This window comes from Nocardia pseudovaccinii, from assembly GCF_050942345.1.
GTDB classification, from domain to species: Bacteria; Actinomycetota; Actinomycetes; order Mycobacteriales; family Mycobacteriaceae; genus Nocardia; species Nocardia pseudovaccinii.
Genome location: NZ_CP192074.1, coordinates 7,964,815 through 7,987,133, shown reverse-complemented (window position 1 = coordinate 7,987,133; position 22,319 = coordinate 7,964,815). Strand labels below are relative to the sequence as shown.

General features: G+C 65.8%; 20 protein-coding genes. 11 read left to right on the top strand and 9 right to left on the bottom strand.

The features are described 5' to 3' along the window. Positions 1-27 precede the first annotated feature (27 nt). Positions 28-234: a hypothetical protein gene (locus tag ACQPZ2_RS36150; RefSeq protein ID WP_433522512.1), complete on the top strand. Its 207-nt coding sequence runs from the start codon at positions 28-30 to the stop codon at positions 232-234. A 35-nt stretch (positions 235-269) separates the two neighbouring features. Here the strand turns inward: ACQPZ2_RS36150 and ACQPZ2_RS36145 are convergent, their stop codons facing one another. Next, positions 270-971: an NAD(P)-dependent oxidoreductase gene (locus ACQPZ2_RS36145; RefSeq protein WP_433522511.1), complete on the bottom strand. Its 702-nt coding sequence runs from the start codon at positions 969-971 to the stop codon at positions 270-272. Positions 972-1,069: 98 nt separating this feature from the next. Here ACQPZ2_RS36145 and ACQPZ2_RS36140 point away from each other — a divergent pair, with 98 nt between their 5' ends. Further along, positions 1,070-1,786: a TetR/AcrR family transcriptional regulator gene (locus ACQPZ2_RS36140; RefSeq protein WP_433522510.1), complete on the top strand. Its 717-nt coding sequence runs from the start codon at positions 1,070-1,072 to the stop codon at positions 1,784-1,786. A gap of 93 nt (positions 1,787-1,879) precedes the next feature. Here the strand turns inward: ACQPZ2_RS36140 and ACQPZ2_RS36135 are convergent, their stop codons facing one another. From ACQPZ2_RS36135 to ACQPZ2_RS36120, 4 genes are all read right to left on the bottom strand, one after another. Further along, entirely contained in the window at positions 1,880-3,106 is a 1,227-nt protein-coding gene (locus tag ACQPZ2_RS36135; protein WP_433522509.1) for a serine hydrolase domain-containing protein, read from the bottom strand. Between the two features lie 343 nt (positions 3,107-3,449). Next, positions 3,450-6,020, bottom strand: a complete 2,571-nt coding sequence (locus tag ACQPZ2_RS36130) for a polynucleotide kinase-phosphatase (RefSeq protein WP_433522508.1) — start codon at positions 6,018-6,020, stop codon at positions 3,450-3,452. Continuing rightward, positions 6,020-7,657 (bottom strand): 3' terminal RNA ribose 2'-O-methyltransferase Hen1, encoded by a 1,638-nt coding sequence (locus tag ACQPZ2_RS36125; protein WP_433522507.1) that lies wholly within the window; start codon positions 7,655-7,657, stop codon positions 6,020-6,022. Before ACQPZ2_RS36125 ends, ACQPZ2_RS36130 begins: the two co-directional genes overlap by 1 nt. Positions 7,658-7,711: 54 nt before the next feature. Then, a complete protein-coding gene (locus tag ACQPZ2_RS36120) occupies positions 7,712-10,180 on the bottom strand; it encodes a phosphoketolase family protein (RefSeq protein ID WP_433522506.1) in 2,469 nt (822 codons plus the stop codon). Between the two features lie 272 nt (positions 10,181-10,452). On the opposite strand from ACQPZ2_RS36120, the gene ACQPZ2_RS36115 reads away from it, so the two are divergent. The 7 genes from ACQPZ2_RS36115 (at position 10,453) to ACQPZ2_RS36085 (ending at position 16,729) form a co-directional block, all read left to right on the top strand. Beyond that, positions 10,453-11,043 (top strand): FKBP-type peptidyl-prolyl cis-trans isomerase, encoded by a 591-nt coding sequence (locus ACQPZ2_RS36115; protein WP_433522505.1) that lies wholly within the window; start codon positions 10,453-10,455, stop codon positions 11,041-11,043. 168 nt (positions 11,044-11,211) lie between these two features. Then, a complete protein-coding gene (tig, locus tag ACQPZ2_RS36110) occupies positions 11,212-12,585 on the top strand; it encodes a trigger factor (RefSeq protein ID WP_433522504.1) in 1,374 nt (457 codons plus the stop codon). 179 nt (positions 12,586-12,764) lie between these two features. Continuing rightward, positions 12,765-13,373, top strand: coding sequence for an ATP-dependent Clp protease proteolytic subunit (locus tag ACQPZ2_RS36105; RefSeq protein WP_084509095.1), 609 nt, complete (start codon positions 12,765-12,767; stop codon positions 13,371-13,373). A 47-nt stretch (positions 13,374-13,420) separates the two neighbouring features. Then, the gene (locus ACQPZ2_RS36100; protein WP_063044696.1) at positions 13,421-14,089 is read left to right on the top strand and encodes an ATP-dependent Clp protease proteolytic subunit; all 669 of its coding nucleotides are present in this window, start codon (positions 13,421-13,423) and stop codon (positions 14,087-14,089) included. A 428-nt stretch (positions 14,090-14,517) separates the two neighbouring features. Then, positions 14,518-15,798 (top strand): ATP-dependent Clp protease ATP-binding subunit ClpX, encoded by a 1,281-nt coding sequence (gene clpX, locus ACQPZ2_RS36095; RefSeq protein ID WP_063044679.1) that lies wholly within the window; start codon positions 14,518-14,520, stop codon positions 15,796-15,798. Between the two features lie 26 nt (positions 15,799-15,824). Next, positions 15,825-16,148 carry a hypothetical protein gene (locus tag ACQPZ2_RS36090; RefSeq protein ID WP_433522503.1) on the top strand — a complete coding sequence of 108 codons (324 nt, stop codon included), beginning with the start codon at positions 15,825-15,827 and terminating at the stop codon, positions 16,146-16,148. Positions 16,149-16,330: 182 nt separating this feature from the next. Then, positions 16,331-16,729: an STAS domain-containing protein gene (locus ACQPZ2_RS36085; RefSeq protein ID WP_433527617.1), complete on the top strand. Its 399-nt coding sequence runs from the start codon at positions 16,331-16,333 to the stop codon at positions 16,727-16,729. Positions 16,730-16,789: 60 nt separating this feature from the next. On the opposite strand, the gene ACQPZ2_RS36080 is transcribed toward ACQPZ2_RS36085, so the two are convergent. Further along, entirely contained in the window at positions 16,790-17,167 is a 378-nt protein-coding gene (locus ACQPZ2_RS36080) for a nuclear transport factor 2 family protein (RefSeq protein WP_433522502.1), read from the bottom strand. A 546-nt stretch (positions 17,168-17,713) separates the two neighbouring features. On the opposite strand from ACQPZ2_RS36080, the gene mihF reads away from it, so the two are divergent. Both mihF and ACQPZ2_RS36070 read left to right on the top strand, forming a co-directional pair. After that, positions 17,714-18,028 carry an integration host factor, actinobacterial type gene (gene mihF, locus ACQPZ2_RS36075; protein ID WP_040687687.1) on the top strand — a complete coding sequence of 105 codons (315 nt, stop codon included), beginning with the start codon at positions 17,714-17,716 and terminating at the stop codon, positions 18,026-18,028. 52 nt (positions 18,029-18,080) lie between these two features. Continuing rightward, complete coding sequence (locus ACQPZ2_RS36070; RefSeq protein ID WP_433522501.1) at positions 18,081-18,491, top strand: NUDIX hydrolase; 411 nt, start codon at positions 18,081-18,083, stop codon at positions 18,489-18,491. A gap of 65 nt (positions 18,492-18,556) precedes the next feature. Here ACQPZ2_RS36070 and ACQPZ2_RS36065 read toward each other — a convergent pair whose 3' ends face one another. The 3 genes from ACQPZ2_RS36065 to ACQPZ2_RS36055 form a co-directional block, all read right to left on the bottom strand. Then, on the bottom strand, positions 18,557-19,090 hold the full coding sequence (locus ACQPZ2_RS36065; RefSeq protein ID WP_433522500.1) for a hypothetical protein: 534 nt from the start codon (positions 19,088-19,090) through the stop codon (positions 18,557-18,559). Positions 19,091-19,158: 68 nt separating this feature from the next. Continuing rightward, positions 19,159-19,992 (bottom strand): formate dehydrogenase accessory sulfurtransferase FdhD, encoded by an 834-nt coding sequence (gene fdhD / locus ACQPZ2_RS36060; protein WP_433522499.1) that lies wholly within the window; start codon positions 19,990-19,992, stop codon positions 19,159-19,161. After that, complete coding sequence (locus ACQPZ2_RS36055; protein ID WP_433522498.1) at positions 19,989-22,298, bottom strand: FdhF/YdeP family oxidoreductase; 2,310 nt, start codon at positions 22,296-22,298, stop codon at positions 19,989-19,991. Before ACQPZ2_RS36055 ends, fdhD begins: the two co-directional genes overlap by 4 nt. Positions 22,299-22,319 lie beyond the last annotated feature (21 nt).

The following is a 22,319-nucleotide window of genomic DNA, read 5'->3' as shown; positions in this document are numbered from 1 at the left end:
TGCCCGAAATGCGGGAGGCCGAACCCCTTGGACAAGCAGATCGGCAGAAATCGTGCGTTATCAGGCACGGATCCCGAAGGCATCATCACCGGCGGCCACGAGAGCTGGACCGGGCGCACCGTGGCCGTCCATGACGGTGAAAAGACCAACGCCCCAGTACTTCTCGCGATATTCGAGCAGATCATCAGCAACAACATCGCTGGTGGTCGACGCAAGATTAAACGTGAAAGCTGAACTTCCGCACCGAAGTTCGGTGCGGGAGTATCCGATCAGTAGCCGATTGTGAAGCGGCGCTGGATGAATCGCGGTAGTTCGGCTTCGTCGAGCAGCGCTACCGCGGCGTCCTCGATGGAGATGCGGCTGTGGCCGTCGATATCGCGGACCGGCTGGTCGCCGCCGACGCGGTAGCGGCCGGTGCGTTCGCCGGGGGCGATCAGTTCGGCCGGGCTGAGGTAGGTCCAGAGCCGATTCGAGGTGCGCAGGATATCGAGGGCGGCGCGGTGGCCGCGAACCGCGGCGGCGTACTCGCGGGGGAGCCCGAGTCCTTCGAGGGTATCGGCGAGGCGTTGGTCGTCATCCGCGGTGACTCGGCCGGGCTCGTACTCCAGACTCCCCGCACCGCCGACGACGATCAGCCGTGTGCGCGGGTGCGTGTGCAGTGCTTCGATCAGTGAGCGAGCGGCACTCGCGTAGACCGTCGGATCGGCGATGGAGCGCGCGACGGTGGCATCGAAATCCGCTGCCGCATTTCCCGGTTGGTAGCAGCTGATCAGAACGTCCATGCCCGGGAGGGCCGCGGCGATGGCCGCGCTGTCGAAGATGTCGAGGCTGCGCCAGGTGACGTTCGGCTGGCTGGTGGTGATCTGGCCTGCGTCCCTGGTGAACGCCGTGACGTGGTGGCCGCGGGCGACGGCCTCGGTGCGTACCCGCTGGCCGATATTGCCGGTCGCGCCGACGATTCCGATGAACATGGTTCTCCTCGAACTGATTGATACGGCGTGTAGAAACTATACGCCGTGAAGTATTTGCGCAATGTCAAGTTTTCTCACACCGCTGTAGAGTGGCCGCCGTGGGCACTGCGACGCCGAGCAGGCGGGAGTTACGACGCTCCGAGACGACAGCGGAGATCAAGCAGGTCGCGCTCCGGTTGATGGCCGAGGGCGGACCGGGCGCCATCACGCTGCGGGCGATCGCGCGCGAAATGGGCATGACCGCGAATGCCGTCTACAGCTACTTCCCGACCCGCGATGACCTGATCACCGCGCTGATCAACGACGTGTACTCCGAACTCGCCGATGCGGTCGAGGCGGCCCGCGATGCCCGTCCCGCAACCGATGCCTCCGGCCGAATCCTCGCGTGGGGGTGCGCGTTTCGTGATTGGGCCTTGGCGAACCCAGCCGGGTTCCGCCTCATCTACGGCGATCCGGTGCCCAACTACGAGCCGCCCGAGGGCGGCGCGGCCCCGGACGCGGAACACCGAGTGTGCGCCGGTTTGACCGGTTTGGCCGCAGGCGCGTGGCCGCACGCCGAAAACCTGTACGCGGACAACGGTTTCGAGTGGTCGGACTTCGAGCCGAAACTCGTCGAGGAGGTCAAGGCGGAGTTCCCCGGTCTACCGCCCGCCGCGGTCGCGATCGCTCTGCGCATCTGGGGCCACCTGCACGGCCTTGTCTCCCTGGAAATCCTCGGCCACCTGCGCTCTCAGACCGCCGATCCGGCAAAGCTGTACCGCAACGAAATCCGCCACCTCATCCGTTCGCTGGGCCTGAAGCCACCCGAGCGCTGAGCCCGGTTGTGGGCACGCGGCTGCGCGCCCGTTCTCGAGCCTGAGGGCGTGCGCGAGGATTCGGACTGATCGCCCGCACCCGCGTGGTGCCTATCAGGTGCCGTCCGACCTGTCGGCAGCCGGATCGCCGATGGCCGCGCGAGCGGCGCGTTCGGTGAGGGCGGCGAGGAAGGGGAGGCGGGCGTCGCCGAGGGACATGGCGTGGTTGCCCAGGTGGTTGGTGACGAAGCCGATGCCGAGGCCGAGGCCGGGATTGGTGATACCGCCGGAGCCGCCGATGCCGAAGTGGCCGAGGGCCTGGCGGGTGAGGCGGGTGCCGACGATGGCGCGGTGGTAGCCGAGCGCGAAATGCGGTGGGGCGCCGAGCACGTAGTCGTAGCGGCTGTTCGGCGGCATTTCCGCGATGCGGTGCGTGGTTTCGGGACGGAGCAGACGGCGGTGGCCGACCAAGCCGTCGTTGCCGATCGCGCCGTACATCTTGGCGATGGCTCGGGCGGTGAAAACGCCGTTCCACCCGGGCATCATCGCGTCGTAGGGGCGCATGCCGAGGGTCATATCGGCCCAACCGTCGTAGACCGCGCTGCGAGCGGAATTCATCACCCTCACCGAGGCGAAGGGTGCGATGAGCGTGTCGAACGGGACCCTGGCGATGCCGAGACGGGGCGAGAGCCGGGCCAGCCGCTGCCGCTGGTTGTCGGGTACACCGAACCAGAAATCGTTGTCGCCCAGTGGCTCTCGGAGTTCACTGCGCACGAGGTCGGTGAAGTCGCGGCCGGTGGCGCGCTGCGCGATCTCCGCGACCAGGGTGCCGAAGGTCAGGCCGTGATATCCGGAAGCCCACAGCCGCAATGGATCCGGCGCGGATGCGGCCATCGCGGCGGCCACGGCATCGTGGTCGAGCAGATCGTCCGAATCGGCGACCAGATCGCGGGTGCGCTGCAATCCGGCGCGGTGATTCAGCACGTCGCGAATCGTGATGGCGCCCTTGCCCTGCGCCGCGAATTCCGGCCAGTAGTCCGCCACCGGAGCGTCCAACGCGAGCACGCCGCGCTCGATCAGCCGATGCGCTACCGTCGCGGTGACGCCCTTACCGGTCGAATAGGACAGTGCCATGGAATCGGCCCGCCACCGCCGGTCGCTATCGGCCCACCCTGCCCAGATATCGAGGACCGGCTCTCCGTGGAGGTACACCGCCAGCGCGCCGCCGCCCTGGCTCCTACGCCGGAACATCGCGAAGAATTTCGCCGCGACGGCGGTGAATCGGTCGTCGACCAGCATGTGGCCGGGCACGCCCGCGCCATCGGTGCTCGCAGCTGGCATGGTCAGACTCCTTTGTCTGTCAGGTAACGCCACGCAGGCCTCTGCTAACAGTTGCAAGCAGCCTGCTAACTTACTGTAACCAGCGTTTCTGGATAGACGCAATGGTGCGTACCGGTGGTCGGAATAGCGCACGGCCCGACGAGGTCGGGCTGCCGCGCGGAATCCGCTTGAATTCGGTGAGTCCGGGCTGGATCTCGGAGACCCGCACCGCGCTCGGGCGTGACGGTTCTGCGGGCACTCCGGTCGCCGATGTGGTCCGGGCCGCTATGTGGAGTTCATCGAAGGATCCGCCCACGGCCGGGTGGCCGGGCGATGGTCAGGTACCGGCCGCGGGCGTGACCCTTCAGAGGCGCGGGTCGACCGGCTCCGACTCCAGGGCGAGGACCGCGAACACCGCTTCGTGCACGCGCCACAGCGGTTCGCCTGCGACGAAACGGTCCAGCGCTTCCAGACCCAGTGCGTACTCGCGCAGCGCCATCGAGCGCTTGCGGCCCAGACCTCGGGTGCGCAACCTGCGTAGGTTGTCCTCGCGCAGGTACTCCGGACCGTAGATGATCCGGAGGTATTCGGGGCCTCGGCATTTCACGCCCGGCTGGACCAGGTGGTCGCCGTCGCTGCGGACCATCGCGTCGTACGGCTTCACCACCATGCCCTCGCCGCCCGCCGTGGTCAGCTCGGTCCACCAGCTGGTTGCGGCGGCTTCGCTGTCCGGGTCGGTCAGATCGACGATCCTTCGGCCGGTCGGGGTGAACAGGTCGGCGTCCGCGGCGACCAGCCGGTCGATCGTCGACAGGTGCCAATCATGGTCGCGCACCGCGTAATTGATGCCCGCACCGGCCAGGATCTGGAACGGCGCGATCCGTAGACCGGCTAGGCCGTCCACCGGCCAGCAGTACCGGCCGTAGGCGGTGGTGAAGGCCATCGCGTCGGTCTTGCGTGCGGCGGTGCGTTCCGCGAGATCGGTGACGTCCAAGCCCCGGGCCGCGACAGCAGTCAGGAGATCGGTCGCGGTGCCGAGTGCGGCACGGGCCGCCGTACCGACAGCGGCATACTGATTGCGCAGCAGGCCAACGGCCTTGGCCGACCACGGCATCAGTTCGGCATCGAGCAGCAGCCATTCGGTATTCAGTTCCTCGAACAGGCCCGCTGTTTCGGCCGCGGCCCGCACCCGGGCGAGCAGCTCCTCGGTCTGCGCGGCGTCGTCGAAGAACGGACGCCCGGTGCGGGTGTAGAGCGCACCGGTGCTGCCGTCGTCGACGCCGAACCGATCGGCCGCGGCCTGCGCTGAGCGTGTCACGAGGACGATTGCGCGCGAGCCCATGTGCTTCTCCTCGCACACCACGCGTCGCACACCCTCCGACCGGTAGTAGTCGAAGGCCTCGGCGGGATGTTCGAGGTGGCCGTCCAGTTGGGTGGTGGCACACGGCGCCATGGTCGGCGGCAGGTACACCAGCCAGCGCGGATCGATGGCGAAGCGGCTCATCACTTCCAGTGCGGCCCCGGCGTTTTCCTCCTGCACGCCGACGCGGCCGTGCTGACGGGTCTCCACTACACGGCGGCCCATCACATCGTCGAGATCGAGCACGCCGGGATCGCGGTGCGTTACCCCGCCGGGCGTCGCCATTGTGGTGGCCTGCAGCGGACGCACCGGCTCGTACCAAACCCGTTCGGCCGGAACCGAAACCGGCACGCGCTCCGGATACCGCAGGGCTGAGAGCTCGCCGCCGAAGACGACACCGGTGTCCAGGCAGAGTGTGTTGTTCACCCAGCGCAGATCGGTCACCGGCGTGTGGCCGTACAGCACGGTGGCGCGGCCGCGGTAATCCTCGGCCCACGGATAACGCACCGGCAGACCGTATTCATCTGTCTCCCCGGTGGATTCGCCGTACATCGCGAAGGCGCGCACCCGGCCCGACGCACGCCCGTGATACTCCTCCTTGAGCCCCGCGTGCGCGACTACGAGGCGGCCGCCGTCGAGCACGTAGTGGCTGATCAGCCCGCGACAGAAGTCCAGCGCCGCCTTGCGGAAATCCTCGTCCTCGGTCTCCAGCTGGGCCAGCGATTCCGCGAGGCCGTGCGCGATGCGCACCTTCTTGCCGTCGAGTGCGCGTACCAGCTTGTTCTCGTGATTTCCGGTGACACACAACGCCGTTCCCGCGCGCACCATCCCCATGACGAGTCGGAGCACACCAGGGGTATCCGGTCCGCGATCGACCAGATCGCCGACGAATACCGCGGTGCGCCCGCCCGGGTGACTCGCGCCGACAGCCCGGCCCGCGTCGTCGCGCGCCAGTTCGTAGCCGAGTTCGCCGAGCAGTGTCTCCAATTCGGCGCGGCAGCCGTGCACGTCGCCGATCACATCGAACGGTCCGGTGAGTTCACGCTTATCGTTCCAGGCCCTTTCGTCGACAATGGTCGCCGACTCGATCTCCTCGACACCGCGCAGTATGTACACCTTCCGGAAGCCCTCGCGTTCCAGACCGCGCAGGCCGCGGCGCAGTTCGCGCTGCTGCCGTGACACCACGTGCCTGGCCAGGTGCGCCCGGTCGGGACGTTGCGTATTGCGTTCGAAGCACACGTCATCGGACACGTCGAGCACGATCGCCACCGGCAGCACGTCGTGGGCTCGCGCGACCGCGATCAGTTCCTGACGCGCCTTGGGCTGCACATTGGTGGCGTCGATGACGGTCCGCAGGCCGCGCCGCAGCCGGATACCGGCGATGTGGTGCAGCAGTGCGAAAGCGTCCGGCGTCGAGGACTGATCGTTCTCGTCGTCGCTGACAATGCCGCGACAGGCATCCGAGGAGACGATCGCGGTATGCCGAAAGTGCTTGCGCGCGAACGTCGATTTACCGGATCCGGTACTGCCGATCAGCACGACGAGGGAGAGCTCCGGGACGGATAGCTCGGTCATCACGCGGCTCCTCTCGTACTGCTGTCGGTTGTGGCCTTGGTGAACAGGGCCAGTTGCGTGGGTGGGCCGAATTCGGGATGTTCGACACCGACGGGCCCGAAGCGCACCGCGTAGCCATACTGTTCGGCCACGCGAGAGGCCCAGTCCGCGAATTCCGCACGGGTCCATTCGAAGCGGTGATCGGAGTGCCGGAACTTGCCGGCGGGCAGCGTCTCGTACACCACATTGTGCTCGGCATTCGGCGTCGTCACTACTACGGAACCCGGTGCGGCCGAGCCGAATACCGAGTATTCGAGCGCACCCAACCGCGGCTCGTCGACGTGCTCGACAACCTCCATCAGCACGGCAGCGTCGTATCCACGCAACCGCGCATCGGTGTACGTCAACGCACCCTGCAGCAACGTCAAACGCTGCGCGACTCGCTCCGGCATCCGATCCAGCCGCAACCGCCGCTTGGTGATGTTCAAGGCACGCATCGATACGTCGACACCGACGACTTCGGTAAAAGCCTTGTCGGCCAGTAGTTCCCGCAACAATGCCCCCTCGCCGCAGCCGAGATCGAGCACCCGATGCGCCCCGGCGCCCCGCAGCGCCGCCAGCACCTCGGCCCTTCGCATGACCGCCAACGACGGTGCCCGATCTTCGCCCTCGGTCGCCGCTGGCTCGGCAGCCGACGTGGCTTCCGAGGCCGTGGCGTCTACGGTCGCGGCCTCTGCCGCCGAGATCTCGGTCGACCGGGTCGCTGCCGGTACACCGGGTCCGGCGTTATTGCCCACGGCCTCGGGTCCACTGCCCGACCAATCGGCTGCGACCGCCCCGCTGTCAGTCGGGTCCAGCGCCTCGTCGCCCCCCTCCTCGACCGCATCGAGCTCCTCGGCCTCCACATCGTCCACCTCGGCCAGCCGCGCCAGCGCCGTCCGCACCAGCGACTGACGTCGCGCCAGGTAGCGCCGCGTGATCCAGCCGCGTTCCGGATGCTCGGCCAGCCACCCGGCCCCCGCGCGAATGAGTTTGTCGACTTCGTCGGCGGCCAACCAGTAGTGCTTGGCACCGTCGAGTACCGGCAGCAGGACATACAGGTGTGCGAGGGCGTCGGCAAGGCGGATGGTTCCGGCGAGCTCCAGTCGCACATAATGCGAATCGCCCCACTCCGGAAAGGCCGGATCGAGGAGGAGTGGTTCGGCGATCACGGTCCAGCCGAGCGGCGCGAAGACCCGCTCGGCCGCCTCCGGTCCGCCCTTGCACGGCACCGCCGGCAACACGATTCGCAAGGGCAGTGCCGTCTGCGCCAACTCGGGCCGCTGATCGCAACGTCCGTGCAGTGCCGTGCGGAATACCGCGCCGAGTGCCACCGACAGCAGCGATGACGCGGCATACGGCCGATCGTTGACATACTGCCCGAGACTGAAATCCGGTGTGCTGCGCGATCGCCCGCGCACCAACCGAATCGGATCCACCTCCAACAGCAGCGCCGCCGTACACCGCGCCGCGCTCGCCTCCGGGTACACCACATGCGCGGTGCCATAGGACTGCTCGAACGCCTGCACCCGGTCCGGGTTCTTGTGCAGCAAGAAGCCGAGATCGGTCGCGGGCCATGCCGCACCCTCCGGTGGTGTGCAGGTGATCGTCAACAGCATCTTGCGATCGTCGCCGAGCCGCACACCGCACGCAAGGAAGTTTCGCGGGGCTTATCAGAGACTGAGGTTCGGCCAGGTCCATTCGGCGACCGCCGGAATGTCCTCGCCGTGTTCGCGAGTCCAGGCGCGGGCATTCCAGCGAGCGTCGACCATCTCCTGGCGCAGCCCTGCCGCCTTCTCCCGCAGCGCCGGAACCCGGTCGATCACATCCATAACCAGGTGGTACCGGTCCAGATCGTTGAGCATCACCATATCGAAAGGTGTTGTGGTGGTGCCCTTTTCCTTGTATCCGCGCACGTGCAGCTCGCTGTGGTTGGTGCGCTGGTAGGTGAGTCGGTGGATCAGCCACGGGTACCCGTGGAATGCGAATATCACCGGACGGTCCCGGGTGAACAGCGTGTCGAACTCGCTGTCGGACAGGCCATGTGGATGTTCGTCCGATGGTTGCAGCCGCATCAGGTCGACCACATTCACCACTCGCATCCGCAGTTCCGGCAGACGTACACGCAGAATCGCCGCCGCCGCGAGCGTTTCCAGTGTCGGCACATCTCCGGCGCAGGCGAGCACGACATCGGGCGTGGTGCCGAGATCGTCGTTCTGTCCGGCCCAGCCCCAGATTCCGGCACCGCGCGCGCAGTGCACCGCGGCATCGGAAACCGAAAGCCAGTCCGCCTGCGGCTGTTTCCCGGCGACCACCACATTGACGTAATGCCGTGAACGCAGACAGTGATCGTAGGTCGACAGCAGCGTATTCGCGTCCGGTGGCAGATACACCCGCACGATCGATGGCTTCTTGTTCAGCACGACATCGAGAAATCCGGGATCCTGATGGGTGAAGCCATTGTGGTCCTGTCGCCAAACATGTGATGACAGCAGGTAATTCAGGCTAGCGATGGGTCGCCGCCACGGCACCGCCGCACTCGCGTCCAGCCATTTGGCGTGCTGATTGAACATCGCGTCGATGATGTGGATGAAGGCCTCGTAGCAGGTGAACACCCCGTGCCTGCCGGTCAGCAGATATCCCTCGAGCAGCCCCTGGCACATATGCTCGGACAGCACTTCGATCACCCGTCCGGTGCGGTCGAGATCCACATCGAATTCGCCGATTTCGGCCTGCCAGTTACGACCGGTGACCTGCAGAATGTCCTGCAGCCGATTGCTCGCCAATTCGTCGGGGGCGAAGGTCAGGAAGTTGTCCGCGTTGCGCGCGGTGACATCGCGCAGCCACGCGCCGAGCACCCGGGTTGCCTCGTGCTGTGTCGCGCCCGGCTCACGCACCTCGACGCCGTAGGGCCGCCAATCGGGCAGCCGTAGATCCCGAACGAGCATGCCCCCGTTGGCAATTGGATTCGCGCTCATCCGCCGATCGCCGTTGGGTACCAGGTCGAGCAGCGCCGGGACCGGCCTGCCCGACTCGTCGAAGAGCTCCTCCGGCTGATACGACCGCAACCACTGTTCGAGCACGGCCCGATGTCCGTCATCGGTACGCGCGGCCGCCAACGGCACCTGATGCGCTCGGAAGGTGCCTTCAACCGGATTGCCGTCCACCACCGGCGGGCAGGTCCATCCTTTCGGCGTGCGCAGCACGATCATCGGCCAGCTCGGGCGCACCCCATCGGTCCCCGCGCGTGCGGTCCGCTGAATCTCCGCGATGCGATCCAGGGCGGTGTCGACAGCAATGGCCATTTCCTGGTGCACGTTCGCGGGATCGCTGCCCGCGACGACGATCGGCTCATAGCCGTATCCGCGCATCAGCATCAGCAATTCGGATTCCGAAATGCGTGCCAGGATGGTCGGATTGGCGATCTTGTACTGATTCAACGCGAGAATCGGCAGCACCGCACCGTCGCGCGCCGGGTTGAGGAATTTATCGGCATGCCAGCTGGTGGCCAGCGGCCCGGTCTCCGCCTCACCGTCGCCGACCACGCAGAACACCGTCAGATCCGGATTATCCAGTGCCGCCCCGAACGCGTGCAGCAGTGAATAGCCCAGCTCACCACCCTCGTGGAAGGAACCGGGCGTCTCCGGCGCACAGTGACTCGGCACCCCGCCCGGAAAGGAGAACTGGGCGAACAGCGCGCCCATCCCGGTCTCGTCCCGCGGCACATGGCTGTACAGCTCGGAGTACGTCCCCTCCAGCCACGCACAGGCGTTCGGCCCCGGTCCGCCGTGTCCTGGCCCGGCCACGAAGACCGCATCGAGATCACGCTGCCGAATCGCCCGATTGGCGTGTACCCAGACCAGATTCAGGCCGGGCACGGTGCCGAAATGTCCGAGCAGCCGCGGCTTGATGTGTTCGGCCAGCAGCGGTTCGCGCAGCAGCGGATTGTTCATCAGATAGATCTGGCCGACCGCCAGATAATTCGCGGCCCGCCACCACGCGTCGAGTGATTCCAGTTCCGCGCGATCGAGCGGGCCCGGCGCCTCCGCGAGCTGATACGGCCGGGGTGCGACGGTCGCGCCGTCGCCGCTTTCGACATTGTCGGCCGAGGTATCGCCCCCGGCGCTGGCTACCTGGGTCATGCTCGACTCTCCTCACACTCGGGCATCAGCGGCGGCACCTGGAGGGACCGCCGATTACCGGGTCCTGCGCGGTTGCCGACGTCGATTGATAACGCCGGATGGAGAATTCACAGCCAGCCTACCTACGCGGGCGCGCGCCAATCGGTTCTCACGGTCTCGCGTCCACGACGGGTCCGTCTGGTGCCGGAGGTCACCCGATCCGGTGCCATCCGTCGTCGCACTATCGGCGGGTGGTTGGGCCGAGCCGGTCGCGGTGGATTATGGTCCGCCGCATGCAAACACTGCGCAGGATCATCGGTATCGGCACCATCGCCGCGGCGACATTCGCGCTGGCCGCATGTGGCTCGGACGATGACAAGGGCTCCTCCGCCACCACGTCTGCCCACACCTCATCGGCCGCCGCGGCATCGGCGCAGCCCACCTTCGGTCAGCTGCCCGCGCAGAACACCGGCGCCGAATGCACCACCGACGACATCGTGGTGGTCGGCGGTTTCGGCGCGACGCCGAAGATCACCATTCCGGACACCTGCACCCCGCCGACCCAGCTCCTCGTCAAGGATCTCGTTCCGGGCAGCGGTCCCGGTGCGGTCGCAGGTCAGCCGCTCACCATGAACTACACGCTGATCACCTGGTCGGATAAGAAGAAGCTGGACAGCTCGTTCGACCGCGGCAAGCCCTTCCAGTTGACGCTCGGCGCTGGACAGGTCATTCCGGGTTGGGAGCAGGGGCTGGTCGGCGTGCAGGCGGGTGCGCGGCGGCTGCTGATCATCCCGCCGAACCTCGGTTACGGCGCGGGCGGCAACGGCATCAAGCCCAATGAAACGCTGGTCTTCGTCACCGACGCGGTCGGCGTCGGCAAGTAATCGCAACGCGCAGCCCGCGGCGGTGGTGCTGCTTGCAGCCCGCCGCGACGGGTCAACTAACCTGGTCGAGATACGCACGTTGAGCCGTGCGGCGATTTCGCTCGTGATTACCCCCAGCAAGTCGGCCACAAGCAAGTCGACCAGAACCAACGAACAAGGAGCATGTCCGTGAAGAGCACCGTCGAGCAGCTGAGCCCGACCCGGGTCCGGATCAACGTCGAGGTGCCTTTCGAGGAGCTGAAGCCGGACTTCGACAAGGCCTACAAGGCGCTGGCCAACCAGGTCCGCATCCCCGGCTTCCGTCCGGGCAAGGCCCCGGCCAAGCTCATCGAGGCCCGCCTGGGCCGCGGCGCGATCCTCGAGCAGGTCGTCAACGACGTGCTGCCCGGTCGCTACAGCGAGGCCGTCACCACCTCCGAGGTCAAGGTCATCGGCCAGCCCGAGATCGAGATCACCAAGATCGAGGACGGTCAGGAGCTGGCGTTCACGGCCGAGGTCGACGTGCGCCCGGAGATCGTCCTGCCCGCCTACGACGGCATCGAGGTGACCGTCGACTCGTTCACCATCGGTGACGAGGACATCGAGGAGCAGCTGCAGTCGCTGCGCCAGCGCTTCGGCACCCTGACCGGCGTCGAGCGTCCGGTCCAGGACGGCGACTTCGTCTCCATCGATCTGTCGGCCACCGTCGACGGCGAGGACGTGCCGGAGGCGGCCACTACCGGCCTGTCCCACGAGGTCGGCTCCGGTCAGCTGATCGAGGGCCTGGACGAGGCGCTCAACGGGCTTTCGGTCGACGAGGCCAAGGAGTTCACCTCGACCCTGGTCGCCGGTGAGCACGCGGGCAAGGAGGCGGTCATCACCGTCACCGTGCGCTCGGTCAAGGAGCGCGAGCTGCCCGAGGCCGATGACGACTTCGCCCAGCTGGCCAGCGAATTCGACACCCTCGACGAGCTGAAAGAAGACCTGCGCAACCGGGTCGAGCGCGTCAAGAAGGTCGAGCAGGCCGGTCAGATTCGCGACAAGGTGCTCGAGACCCTGCTCGAGCAGGTCGAGGTGCCGCTGCCGGAGGCGGTCGTGCAGGCCGAGATCGACGCCGTGGTGCACGATGCCGTGCACGGCTTCGACCACGACGAGGCCAAGCTCGCCGAGGCGCTCGAGGCCCAGGGTTCCAGCCGCGAGGAATTCGACAAGGACACCAAGGAGTCCGCCGAGAAGTCGGTGAAGACCCAGCTGCTGCTGGACGCCATCGCCGAGGCGGACAACACCCAGGTCGGCCAGGAGGAGCTCACCGAGCGGATCCTGTTCCAGGCGCAGCGCTACGGCCTCTCGCCCGAGCAGTTCATCCAGCAGGTGCAGCAGGCGGGCCAGCTCGGCGCGGTCTTCGCGGATGTGCGTCGCGGTAAGGCGCTGGCCGGTGTGGTCGGCAAGGTGAAGGTCACCGACTCCGACGGCAACGCTGTGGACACCGCCGAAATGTTCGGCGCCCCTGAGGGTTCCGAGCCGGAGGGCACCGAAGAGGCCACCACCGCGAGCGCCGAATAATTCCATGGAGGAGCAGCGTGATCTGGACGTGTGTGGTTTGGTGATTGCGCTGTGAGCGAAGACGGGCGGTACCGGGAGTTCGGTGCCGCCCGGCTTCGTTAATGTTTGTGACAAGCGAACCAGAGATGGCTGTTCGGTATCAGCAACGAGCCGGTAAGAGAAGGCAGGTATCCGTGACAATGAACAAGGCAGGGGTCGTCATGACATCCGCGACTGCTGGTCTGAACCTCAGTGATTCGGTGTACGAGCGCCTGCTGCGTGAGCGCATCATCTTCCTCGGCACTCAGGTCGACGACGACATCGCCAACAAACTGTGCGCGCAGATCCTGCTGCTCACGGCGGAGGACCCCACCCGCGACATCGCGCTCTACATCAACTCGCCCGGTGGTTCGGTGACCGCGGGCATGGCCATCTACGACACCATGCAGTTCGCCGAGTGCGATATCGCCACATACGGCATGGGCTTGGCCGCATCGATGGGTCAGTTCCTGCTCACCGCCGGCACCAAGGGCAAGCGGTACGCCCTGCCGCATGCGCGCATCATGATGCACCAGCCGTCGGCGGGTATCGGTGGTTCCGCGGCCGATATCGCGATCATGGCCGAGCAGTTCGCGCACACCAAGCGTGAGCTCAACGAGCTGCAGTCGCTGCACACCGGCAAGCCGATCGAGCAGGTCACCATCGACGCCGACCGTGACCGCTGGTTCACCGCGCAGCAGGCCCTCGAGTACGGCTTCATCGACCGCGTGATCACCCACGCGGCGCAGGCGAACGGCGCGGGTAACTAGCAACTGTCGAGCTGCCCCGTTCCCCCTCAACGACTTTGGAGACGAAGATGGCCAATCTGTTCGACCCGCGCGCCGGCCTCGGCGGCACCGCCCCGGCGAGCCCGCAGTCGCGCTACATCCTGCCTTCGTTCATCGAGCACTCGAGCTTCGGTGTCAAGGAGTCCAACCCGTACAACAAGCTGTTCGAGGAGCGCATCATCTTCCTCGGCGTGCAGGTCGACGACGCCTCGGCCAACGACATCATGGCGCAGCTGCTGGTGCTGGAGTCGCTGGATCCCGATCGCGACATCACCATGTACATCAACTCGCCCGGTGGTTCGTTCACCTCGCTGATGGCGATCTACGACACCATGCAGTACGTGCGTGCCGATGTGGCCACCGTCTGCCTGGGTCAGGCCGCTTCCGCCGCGGCCGTGCTGCTCGCGGCCGGTACCCCCGGCAAGCGTGCCTGCCTGCCCAACGCCCGCGTGCTGATCCACCAGCCGTCGCTGGAGGGTGGCATCCAGGGGCAGGTTTCGGACCTGGAGATCCAGGCCGCCGAGATCGAACGCATGCGTCGCCTGATGGAGACCACGCTGGCGCGCCACACCGGTAAGGATGCGGACACCATCCGCAAGGACACCGACCGCGACAAGATCCTGACGGCCGAGGACGCCAAGGAATACGGGATCATCGACACGGTCTTCGATTACCGCAAGCTCAGCGCCCAGAAGTAGGGCGGACGCGCCGGACGCGGCGCGCCGATCGCTCGTAAGTTGCTCTATGTCAGGAAAATCCGGCCGGGCCACATGCCGCTCGGCATGTGCCCCGGCCGGACTGCTTCAGGGAAGCTGACCGGCCGGAAGGGTGTCGGGCGGAAGGGTTTCCGAGGCGGGCGGCCAGGAGTGTCGAATGGCCGTCGATCGGGGTGAACGTGTTCCATAGTGGTGAGAACTCGGACGACCCCCGTGAGAAACATGCTCGAGTTGTCGACCTCCGTCGCACACACCGGGTACGGTCGACCTAGGGACCTTTGCTCCCGGTTGACGGCAGTGCTCGAACCGTCGGAATCGCTCGAGGTGTTCGTGATTACACCCGAGGGTGGCGGATTGCTGGCAACCTGGATAGACGGTTGCACGCGGACAAGGAAGTAGGGACCCACGAGATGGCGCGCATCGGAGATGGCGGCGATCTGCTGAAGTGCTCGTTCTGCGGAAAGAGCCAGAAGCAGGTCAAGAAGCTCATTGCGGGACCAGGGGTGTACATCTGCGACGAGTGCATCGATCTATGCAACGAGATCATCGAGGAAGAGCTGGCCGAGTCCAGCGAGGTCAAACTCGATGAGCTGCCCAAACCTGCCGAGATCCGAGATTTCCTGGAGAACTACGTGATCGGGCAGGACACCGCCAAGCGCACCCTCGCGGTGGCCGTCTACAACCACTACAAGCGCATCCAGGCGGGCGACAAGGGTCGCGACAGCCGCGGCGAGACCGTCGAACTGGCCAAGTCCAACATCCTCATGCTCGGTCCCACCGGCTGCGGTAAGACCTACTTGGCGCAGACGCTGGCCAAGATGCTCAACGTGCCGTTCGCCATCGCCGACGCGACGGCGCTGACCGAGGCCGGATATGTCGGTGAGGATGTGGAGAACATCCTGCTGAAGCTGATCCAGGCCGCGGACTACGACGTCAAGCGAGCCGAGACCGGGATCATCTACATCGATGAGGTCGACAAGATCGCCCGCAAGAGCGAGAATCCGTCGATCACCCGGGATGTCTCCGGTGAGGGTGTGCAGCAGGCGCTGCTGAAGATCCTGGAGGGTACGCAGGCGAGCGTGCCGCCGCAGGGCGGGCGCAAGCATCCGCACCAGGAATTCATCCAGATCGACACCACCAACGTGCTTTTCATCGTTGCGGGTGCGTTCGCGGGGCTGGAGAAGATCATCTCCGATCGCACCGGACACCGCGGTATCGGCTTCGGTGCCGAGGTGCGGTCCAAGGCCGAGATCGATACCGATGACCACTTCGCCGAGGTGATGCCGGAGGATCTGATCAAATTCGGTCTGATCCCGGAATTCATCGGCCGCCTCCCGGTCGTCGCCTCGGTGACGAACCTGGACAAGGACTCGTTGGTCAAGATCCTCTCCGAGCCGAAGAACGCACTGGTGAAGCAGTATGTGCGGTTGTTCGAGATGGACGGCGTGGACCTGGAGTTCACCGATGACGCGCTGGAGGCGATCGCCGATCAGGCAATCCTGCGCGGCACCGGCGCCCGCGGTCTGCGCGCCATCATGGAGGAGGTCCTGCAGTTGGCGATGTTCGACATCCCCAGCCGCGATGACGTCGCCAAGGTGGTCGTGAACGCCGACACCGTCAACGACAATGTGCTGCCGACCATCGTGCCGCGCAAGGCGCAGCGCGCCGAGCGCCGGGAGAAGTCGGCGTAGCAGTTACGCGGACCGGGTCAGACTGAATGCAACCGCCACCTCCGTTGCTTCCGGCTGGCCCGGGCGCGCTGCTGGATGCCGCCGCGATTCTCAACGGCACCGTCGATATGCGCACGTATCAGCGCAGGTACCTTGTGGTTTACGCCGATACCCCTAGGGAGTCCGCAAGGATCGCAAATACGGCGATCCCCGACTACCAGGGGATCCTCTCGCTTGTGACGACCTGCGTCGAATGGCTCGATGAGCATTTCGGGTGGGAGCTGGTAAACGTCTTCACGCGGGAGTGCCAGGGGGATTACCTGCAGTGGCACTGCTACTACGCGATGCTGCGGCGATCGCGCTCGAACTAGTCCGATGTGTAGCTGCCTGCCGGTTGGGGTACTCCTAGGTCACGGTTGAGTAACCAGCCCAGTCCTGGTCCCTAGGTGGTCAGGGCGAAAAGTTCCCGCCGACGAGGTTTCTCCGGCGGATGCGACGGACCGAGGTCCTCATGTCGACAGTTCTAGTTTCCTCAGATCAACGTATCGCTGCCGTGGACGGATCCGGACCGAAGCGGTCCGCCGATTGTCTGTGCGTAGTCGTGTCGCAGCCGGTGGATTCGGTCACCTTGTGTGCCGTGGGCGGCGAGATGGACTACCTGACGGCCGACGCCCTTCGGCAGTCTCTGCTAGAGGCACTGCCGACGGCGGGCGCGGTGGTGGTTATCGACCTATCGCAGGTGACGTTCTTCGGCGTCGCCGGTCTGCGAGTGTTGATGGAGGCCCGATCCTGGTTCGGCCACAGCGGCCGTCGACTCCAGTTGATCACGGGTCCGCGCTGCGTGGATCGGCTACTCGAGGTCGCGGGTCATGCCGCGGTCTTCGACGTCATCCCGAGTCTCGCCGCGGTCGCGCGGCCGAAACCGCTCGGGTCGGCTCGCGCGAGCGCCTGATCATCGAAAACGCGGGTGCGGCAACCGAATTCGGTTGCCGCACCCGCGGTCTGTGTCGACTCAGGACGCTTCGTTGCGCATATCGTCCTGGCTCCAGTAGGCGCGCATGGCAACGATCTTGCCCTCGTCGTCGAAGTCCATCGCATCGATGGGTGAGAGGGTGAAGCGCTGATCGCCGAATTTGGTGACGAGGGTGAACATGAAGGCGGCGTGGTTGCCTGCGATTCGAACCGAATCCGTGCGCAGCTCGGTTTCCCGATCGAGGTTTCCGAGCACCTCGTAGAACTCGCGAATGGCGTCGTGCCCGCGCTTGGGTTCGGTGCCGATCGGATCCTCCACCACCGCGTCGGGTGCGTAGAGGTCGACGATCGCCTCGGTCGGGCCGGAACCGACCAACTTCACGTACTGCTCGATCACATCGCGGATCTTGGCTGCCATGGAAACCTCTCACGAATTGAAACGTGTTCTAATTCGGAGCGTAGCAGTGCCCGGTGATCGCGTGACATGGAATCCCGTTGGCTGGGCAGACGTACTGGCGCAGATGGCCCCCCGCGCCAGCACTCGTCGAACTGTATTGCGCACCGAACGGGCTCCCCCGCCGGTTATCTTGTTGGCGCGCTAGTGATATGGGATACGGTGACGACCGCTTGTCACATCACTGTGCCGCCCGATCGCGCCCGGATTCGGAATCGCCATTGACTCCCTGGTTCGCCGTTGAACCTTCTGTCCCGCACTTGTGCGTCTGCTTTTGGTGTCGCCAGAAACCCTTCGTGTGTTACCGCCTCCGCGGCTTTGTGGCTTCCTTTTGTCCTTTTCGCCTGGTCCGCATGGGTCTTCAGCCCGGTGGGGCGGCGGTGTTTCAGAAAACTTGTCGCTATTTCTCGCTGTTCGAACCCGGTGTGTCGAGCTTGTGTGGTGCTCGTCGTGCTGTTTACTCGGTCCGGTCAACCAGATGTTCGAGTGACGAGTGAAAGCGGAGGAGACATGGCACTGCCTACCATGACCGCGGAACAGCGCACTGAGGCGTTGGCCAAGGCGGCTGCGGTCCGCAAGGCGCGCTCCGAACTTATCGGCAAGGTGAAGGCCGGCAAGGTTTCGGTCGCCGACCTGTTGAAGAAGGCGGACAGCGATGACCTGGTCAAGAAGACCAAGGTTGCTGCCGTGATCAAGGCGCTGCCCGGTGTCGGACCGGTCAAGGCGGCCAAACTGATGGACCAGGCGGAGATTCCCGAGGACCGCCGCATCGGTGGACTCGGCGCCCGCCAGCGTGCGGCGTTGCTCGAAGCGTTGAAGGACTGACCAGTCGTCTGTAGCGTTTGCTTGCAGGTCGCTCGAAAGGGTCAGCCGGACCATGATCGGGGAACGAATGCTCACGTCGGTGGCGTGGCTGTGCGTCGAGAACGGCCGCTTACTCGCGGTCCGAACCGAGGGACGCGACGCCTTCTATCTGCCGGGCGGCAAGCCCGAACCCGGAGAAACTCTGGCGGGAGCGCTCGTTCGGGAGGTGCGCGAGGAAGTCGGCGTCGAATTGGAGGCGCACCGGATTACGCCCGTGGTGACGATTACTGCCCCCGCCCACGGGCGTCCCGGAACGCTGGTCGAGATGCACTGCTTCCGCGCGCCCGGTCACGGCACGCCGGCTCCGGCGGCGGAGATCGCCGAGATGGCGTGGCTCGGACCGGACGACGGACACCTGTGTGCGCCGGCCGTTGTGCGGGCCCTCGGCCATTTGACCGAGGTCGGAGGTTGGCACGCGTCCTGAACGCGCCCACTTCGCACGGAGAACGCCCCACAGCATGCGCTGTGGGGCGTTACTGTTTCGGCGGTCTAGCGGTTGGTACGGCGGCGGGGGCGTTGGAAGGTGATCGGGGCGGGATCGCGCAGCTGTGGCCCTCGCGGGGTCACCAGGATCAGGGCCAGACCGAGCGCGACGATCAGCGCCGCACCGATGACGCTGAGGGCGAAGCTGGCCCCGCCCATCTCGGCGGGTTTGTGGAAGGCGTGATAGATCAGGTGCGGAAGGCCGAAGACCAGCCAGCCGAGGCCCGCGACCTGGGCGAGTGCGCTGCCGCCGAGGAATAGCGCGGCCAGTGTCACCGCGGTCAGCGCCAGAAAGAACGAGCCGACATCGGAGGCCAGATGGTGGTTGTACGGGCCGTCCGCGGAAATCCACTGCATGCCGAAGCCGGGAAAGCTGGCGTACCAGGAATGCGGCGCCAAGACCGCCCACAGTCCGACGACTGCGCCCTGAAATGCCAATACCCCCAACATGATTCGCACCGCGAGCCAGCGATTGCGCTGCTGTTCGAACCGCATCCGCACGCGTAGCCCGCCGGATTTGCCGTCTACCGTGATCCGCATCGGTCTCTCCGTTCATCGCCGAACCAGGGATCTGGTGCTGCAACCGTAAGTCGGACCTCGGGTCACGATCAATAGGCGGCGACCTCGTCGGTGATGGTCAGCCGGTCCGAGCGGGAGTAGATGTTCATGGTGTCCCCGCGCAGGAAGCCGACCAGGGTGAGGCCGGATTCGGCGGCCAGATCGATGGCCAGCGAGCTGGGGGCCGAGACGGCGCCGAGCATCGGGATGCCCGCCATCACGGCTTTCTGGACCAGTTCGAAGGAGGCCCGGCCGCTCACGATGAGCACGAGATCGTTTGCGGGGATACGGTTTTCGAGCACGGCCCAGCCGAGTACTTTGTCGACGGCGTTGTGCCTGCCGATGTCCTCGCGCACGGCGAGTGCGGTGCCGTCGGTGGTGAACAGTCCCGCCGCGTGTAGACCGCCGGTGGCATCGAAAACCGTTTGGCGGATGCGCAATTGGTCCGGCATGGCGGCGAGGGTTTCGGTGTCGACGGTGATCGAGGTGGTCGGCAGCGGGAATCTGGTCCGGGTGCGGACCTCCTCGAGTGCGGTTTTGCCGCAGAGGCCGCATGCGCCGGTGGTGAGGAAGTTACGGCCGTGCACCGGGATCGGGGTGCGCAGGTGGACATCGAGGACGTTGTAGGTGTTGTGCCCGTTCTCGTCGGTGCCCGCGCAGTAGCGGGCGCTCACCACATCCTCGGCGGTTTGAATAATGCCTTCGCCCAGGAGGAATCCGTGCACCAATTCGATATCGCTGCCCGGGGTGCGCATGGTGACGGTGAGCGATTGGCCGTCGAGGCGCAACTCCAACGGTTCTTCTACCGCGACGGAATCCGGGCGTTCGATCACGCCGTTGGGCGAGATGCGGCGCGTCTTGCGGCGCGCGGTCACTCTACTCACGATGGCTGCCCCATATGGATGTGCGGCTCCACCCGGATGGTCACGGCCTTGGATACCGGTGTATTCGACCGTGCCGCAACGTGATCCAGCGGAACCAGCGGATTGGTCTCGGGATAGTATGCGGCGGCATTTCCACGCGGGGTCGAGTATTCGACGATGCGGAAGCCGGTCACCTTGCGCTCGGTGCCGTCGGTCCATTCGGAGACCAGATCCACCAGATCGCCGTCCACGAAACCGAATTCGGTGATGTCGTCGATATTCATCAGGACCACCTTGCGGCCGCCGTGCACGCCGCGATATCGGTCGTCGAGGCCGTAGATGGTGGTGTTGTACTGGTCGTGGCTGCGCAGGGTCTGCAGGATCAACCGGCCCTCGGGGACCGGGACCCAGGTCAATTCGTTCACCGCGAAATTGGCTTTGCCGGTGGCGGTGCGGAATTCGCGGGAGTCGCGTGGCGGATGCGGCAGCACGAAGCCGTTGCGGTCGCGCACGCGTTTGTTGTAGTCGTCGCAGCCGGGGACGACACGGGCGATCGCATCGCGGATCTTGTCGTAATCCTGCTGATACTGCGCCCATGGCACCGGGTGCTCGGCACCGAACAGTGTCTGTGCGAGTTCGCAGACGATGGCGACCTCGCTGCGCAATTGTTCGCTGACCGGCTTCAGTCGACCGGTGGACAGATGCACCATCGACATCGAATCCTCCACCGACACTTGCTGTTTCGTGCCGTTCTGCAGGTCGAGATCGGTGCGGCCGAGGGTGGGCAGGATGAGTGCGGTCGTGCCGTGCACGACGTGGCTGCGGTTGAGTTTGGTGGAGACCTGCACGGTCAGCGCGCAACTGCGCAGCGCGGCCTCGGTCACCCCGGTATCCGGGGTTGCGGACACGAAATTGCCGCCCATGCCGATGAACACCCGCGCCGCGCCCGCGCGCATGGCCCGGATGGCATCGACGGTGTCGTAGCCATGCTTGCGCGGGCTGGTGATGCCGAATTCGCGGTCGAGTGCGTCGAGGAAGTCCTCGGGCATCTTCTCCCAGATGCCCATGGTGCGGTCGCCCTGCACGTTCGAGTGGCCGCGCACCGGACAGACGCCCGCGCCGGGCTTGCCGATCATGCCGCGCAGCAACAGCAGATTGGTCGCTTCCTCGATGGTGGCGACGCCGTGGCGCTGCTGGGTCAGGCCCATCGCCCAGCAGATGATGATGTTCTTGGATTCGGCCAAAAGTGTTGCGGTGCGATGTAAATCGTCGTCGGTGAGGCCGGTTGCCGCCCGCACCGTGCTGAGATCGACTGCGCGCGCATTCTTTTCGTATTCGGCGAAGCCCGCGCAATGTGCGTCGACGAATTCGCGGTCGACCACCGTGCCCGGTGCGCGGTCCTCGGCTTCGAACAGCAGTTTGCCCAGGCCCTGGAAAAGCGCCATATCGCCGCCGAGCCGGATCTGCAGGAAGTCGTCGGCAATGGTGACGCCGCTGGTGAAACCCTTGACCGTCTGTGGGTCGCGGAAGCCGAGCAGTCCGGTCTCCGGCAGCGGGTTGACCGCGACGACCTTGGCGCCGCCCGCCTTCGCGTCCGCCAGTGCGCTGAGCATCCGCGGATGATTGGTGCCCGGATTCTGGCCCGCGACGATGATCAGATCGGCGTGGGCGAAGTCGTCTATCGAGACCGAACCCTTGCCGATGCCGATGGAACTCATCAGCGCGGCGCCGGAGGATTCGTGGCACATGTTCGAACAGTCCGGCAGATTGTTCGTGCCGAAGCTGCGGACCAGCAATTGGTAGAGGAATGCGGTCTCGTTGGCGGTGCGGCCGGAGGTGTAGAACAGGGCCTCGTCGGGGGAGTTGAGCGCGCGCAGGTGCTCGACGATGAGTTGGTAGGCGTCGTCCCACTCGATGGGCGTGTAATGGGTCGCGCCGGGGCGTAGCACCATCGGATGGGTGAGGCGGCCCTGCTGGCCGAGCCAGTAACCGGATTTGCTCGCCAGTTCCTCGATCGAATGCCGAGCGAAGAACTCAGGGGTGACGGTGCGCAGCGTCGCCTCCTCGGCGACGGCCTTGGCGCCGTTCTCACAGAACTCGGCCGGGCGGCGATGCCCGGTCGGCTCCGGCCAGGCGCAGCCGGGGCAGTCGAAGCCGTGCACCTGGTTGACCCGCGCCAATGTGCGCGCAGTGCGCAGCACGCCCATCTCCTCGACCCCGCGTTTGAGCGCAACAGCCACAGCCGTCACACCCGCCGCCTGCTCCTTCGGCGGGGTGACGGTCAGTTCGGACTCGTCGATGTCCTGTGTCGGCCCATTGCGGTGCATGCCCGATATTGTCCTCTCCCC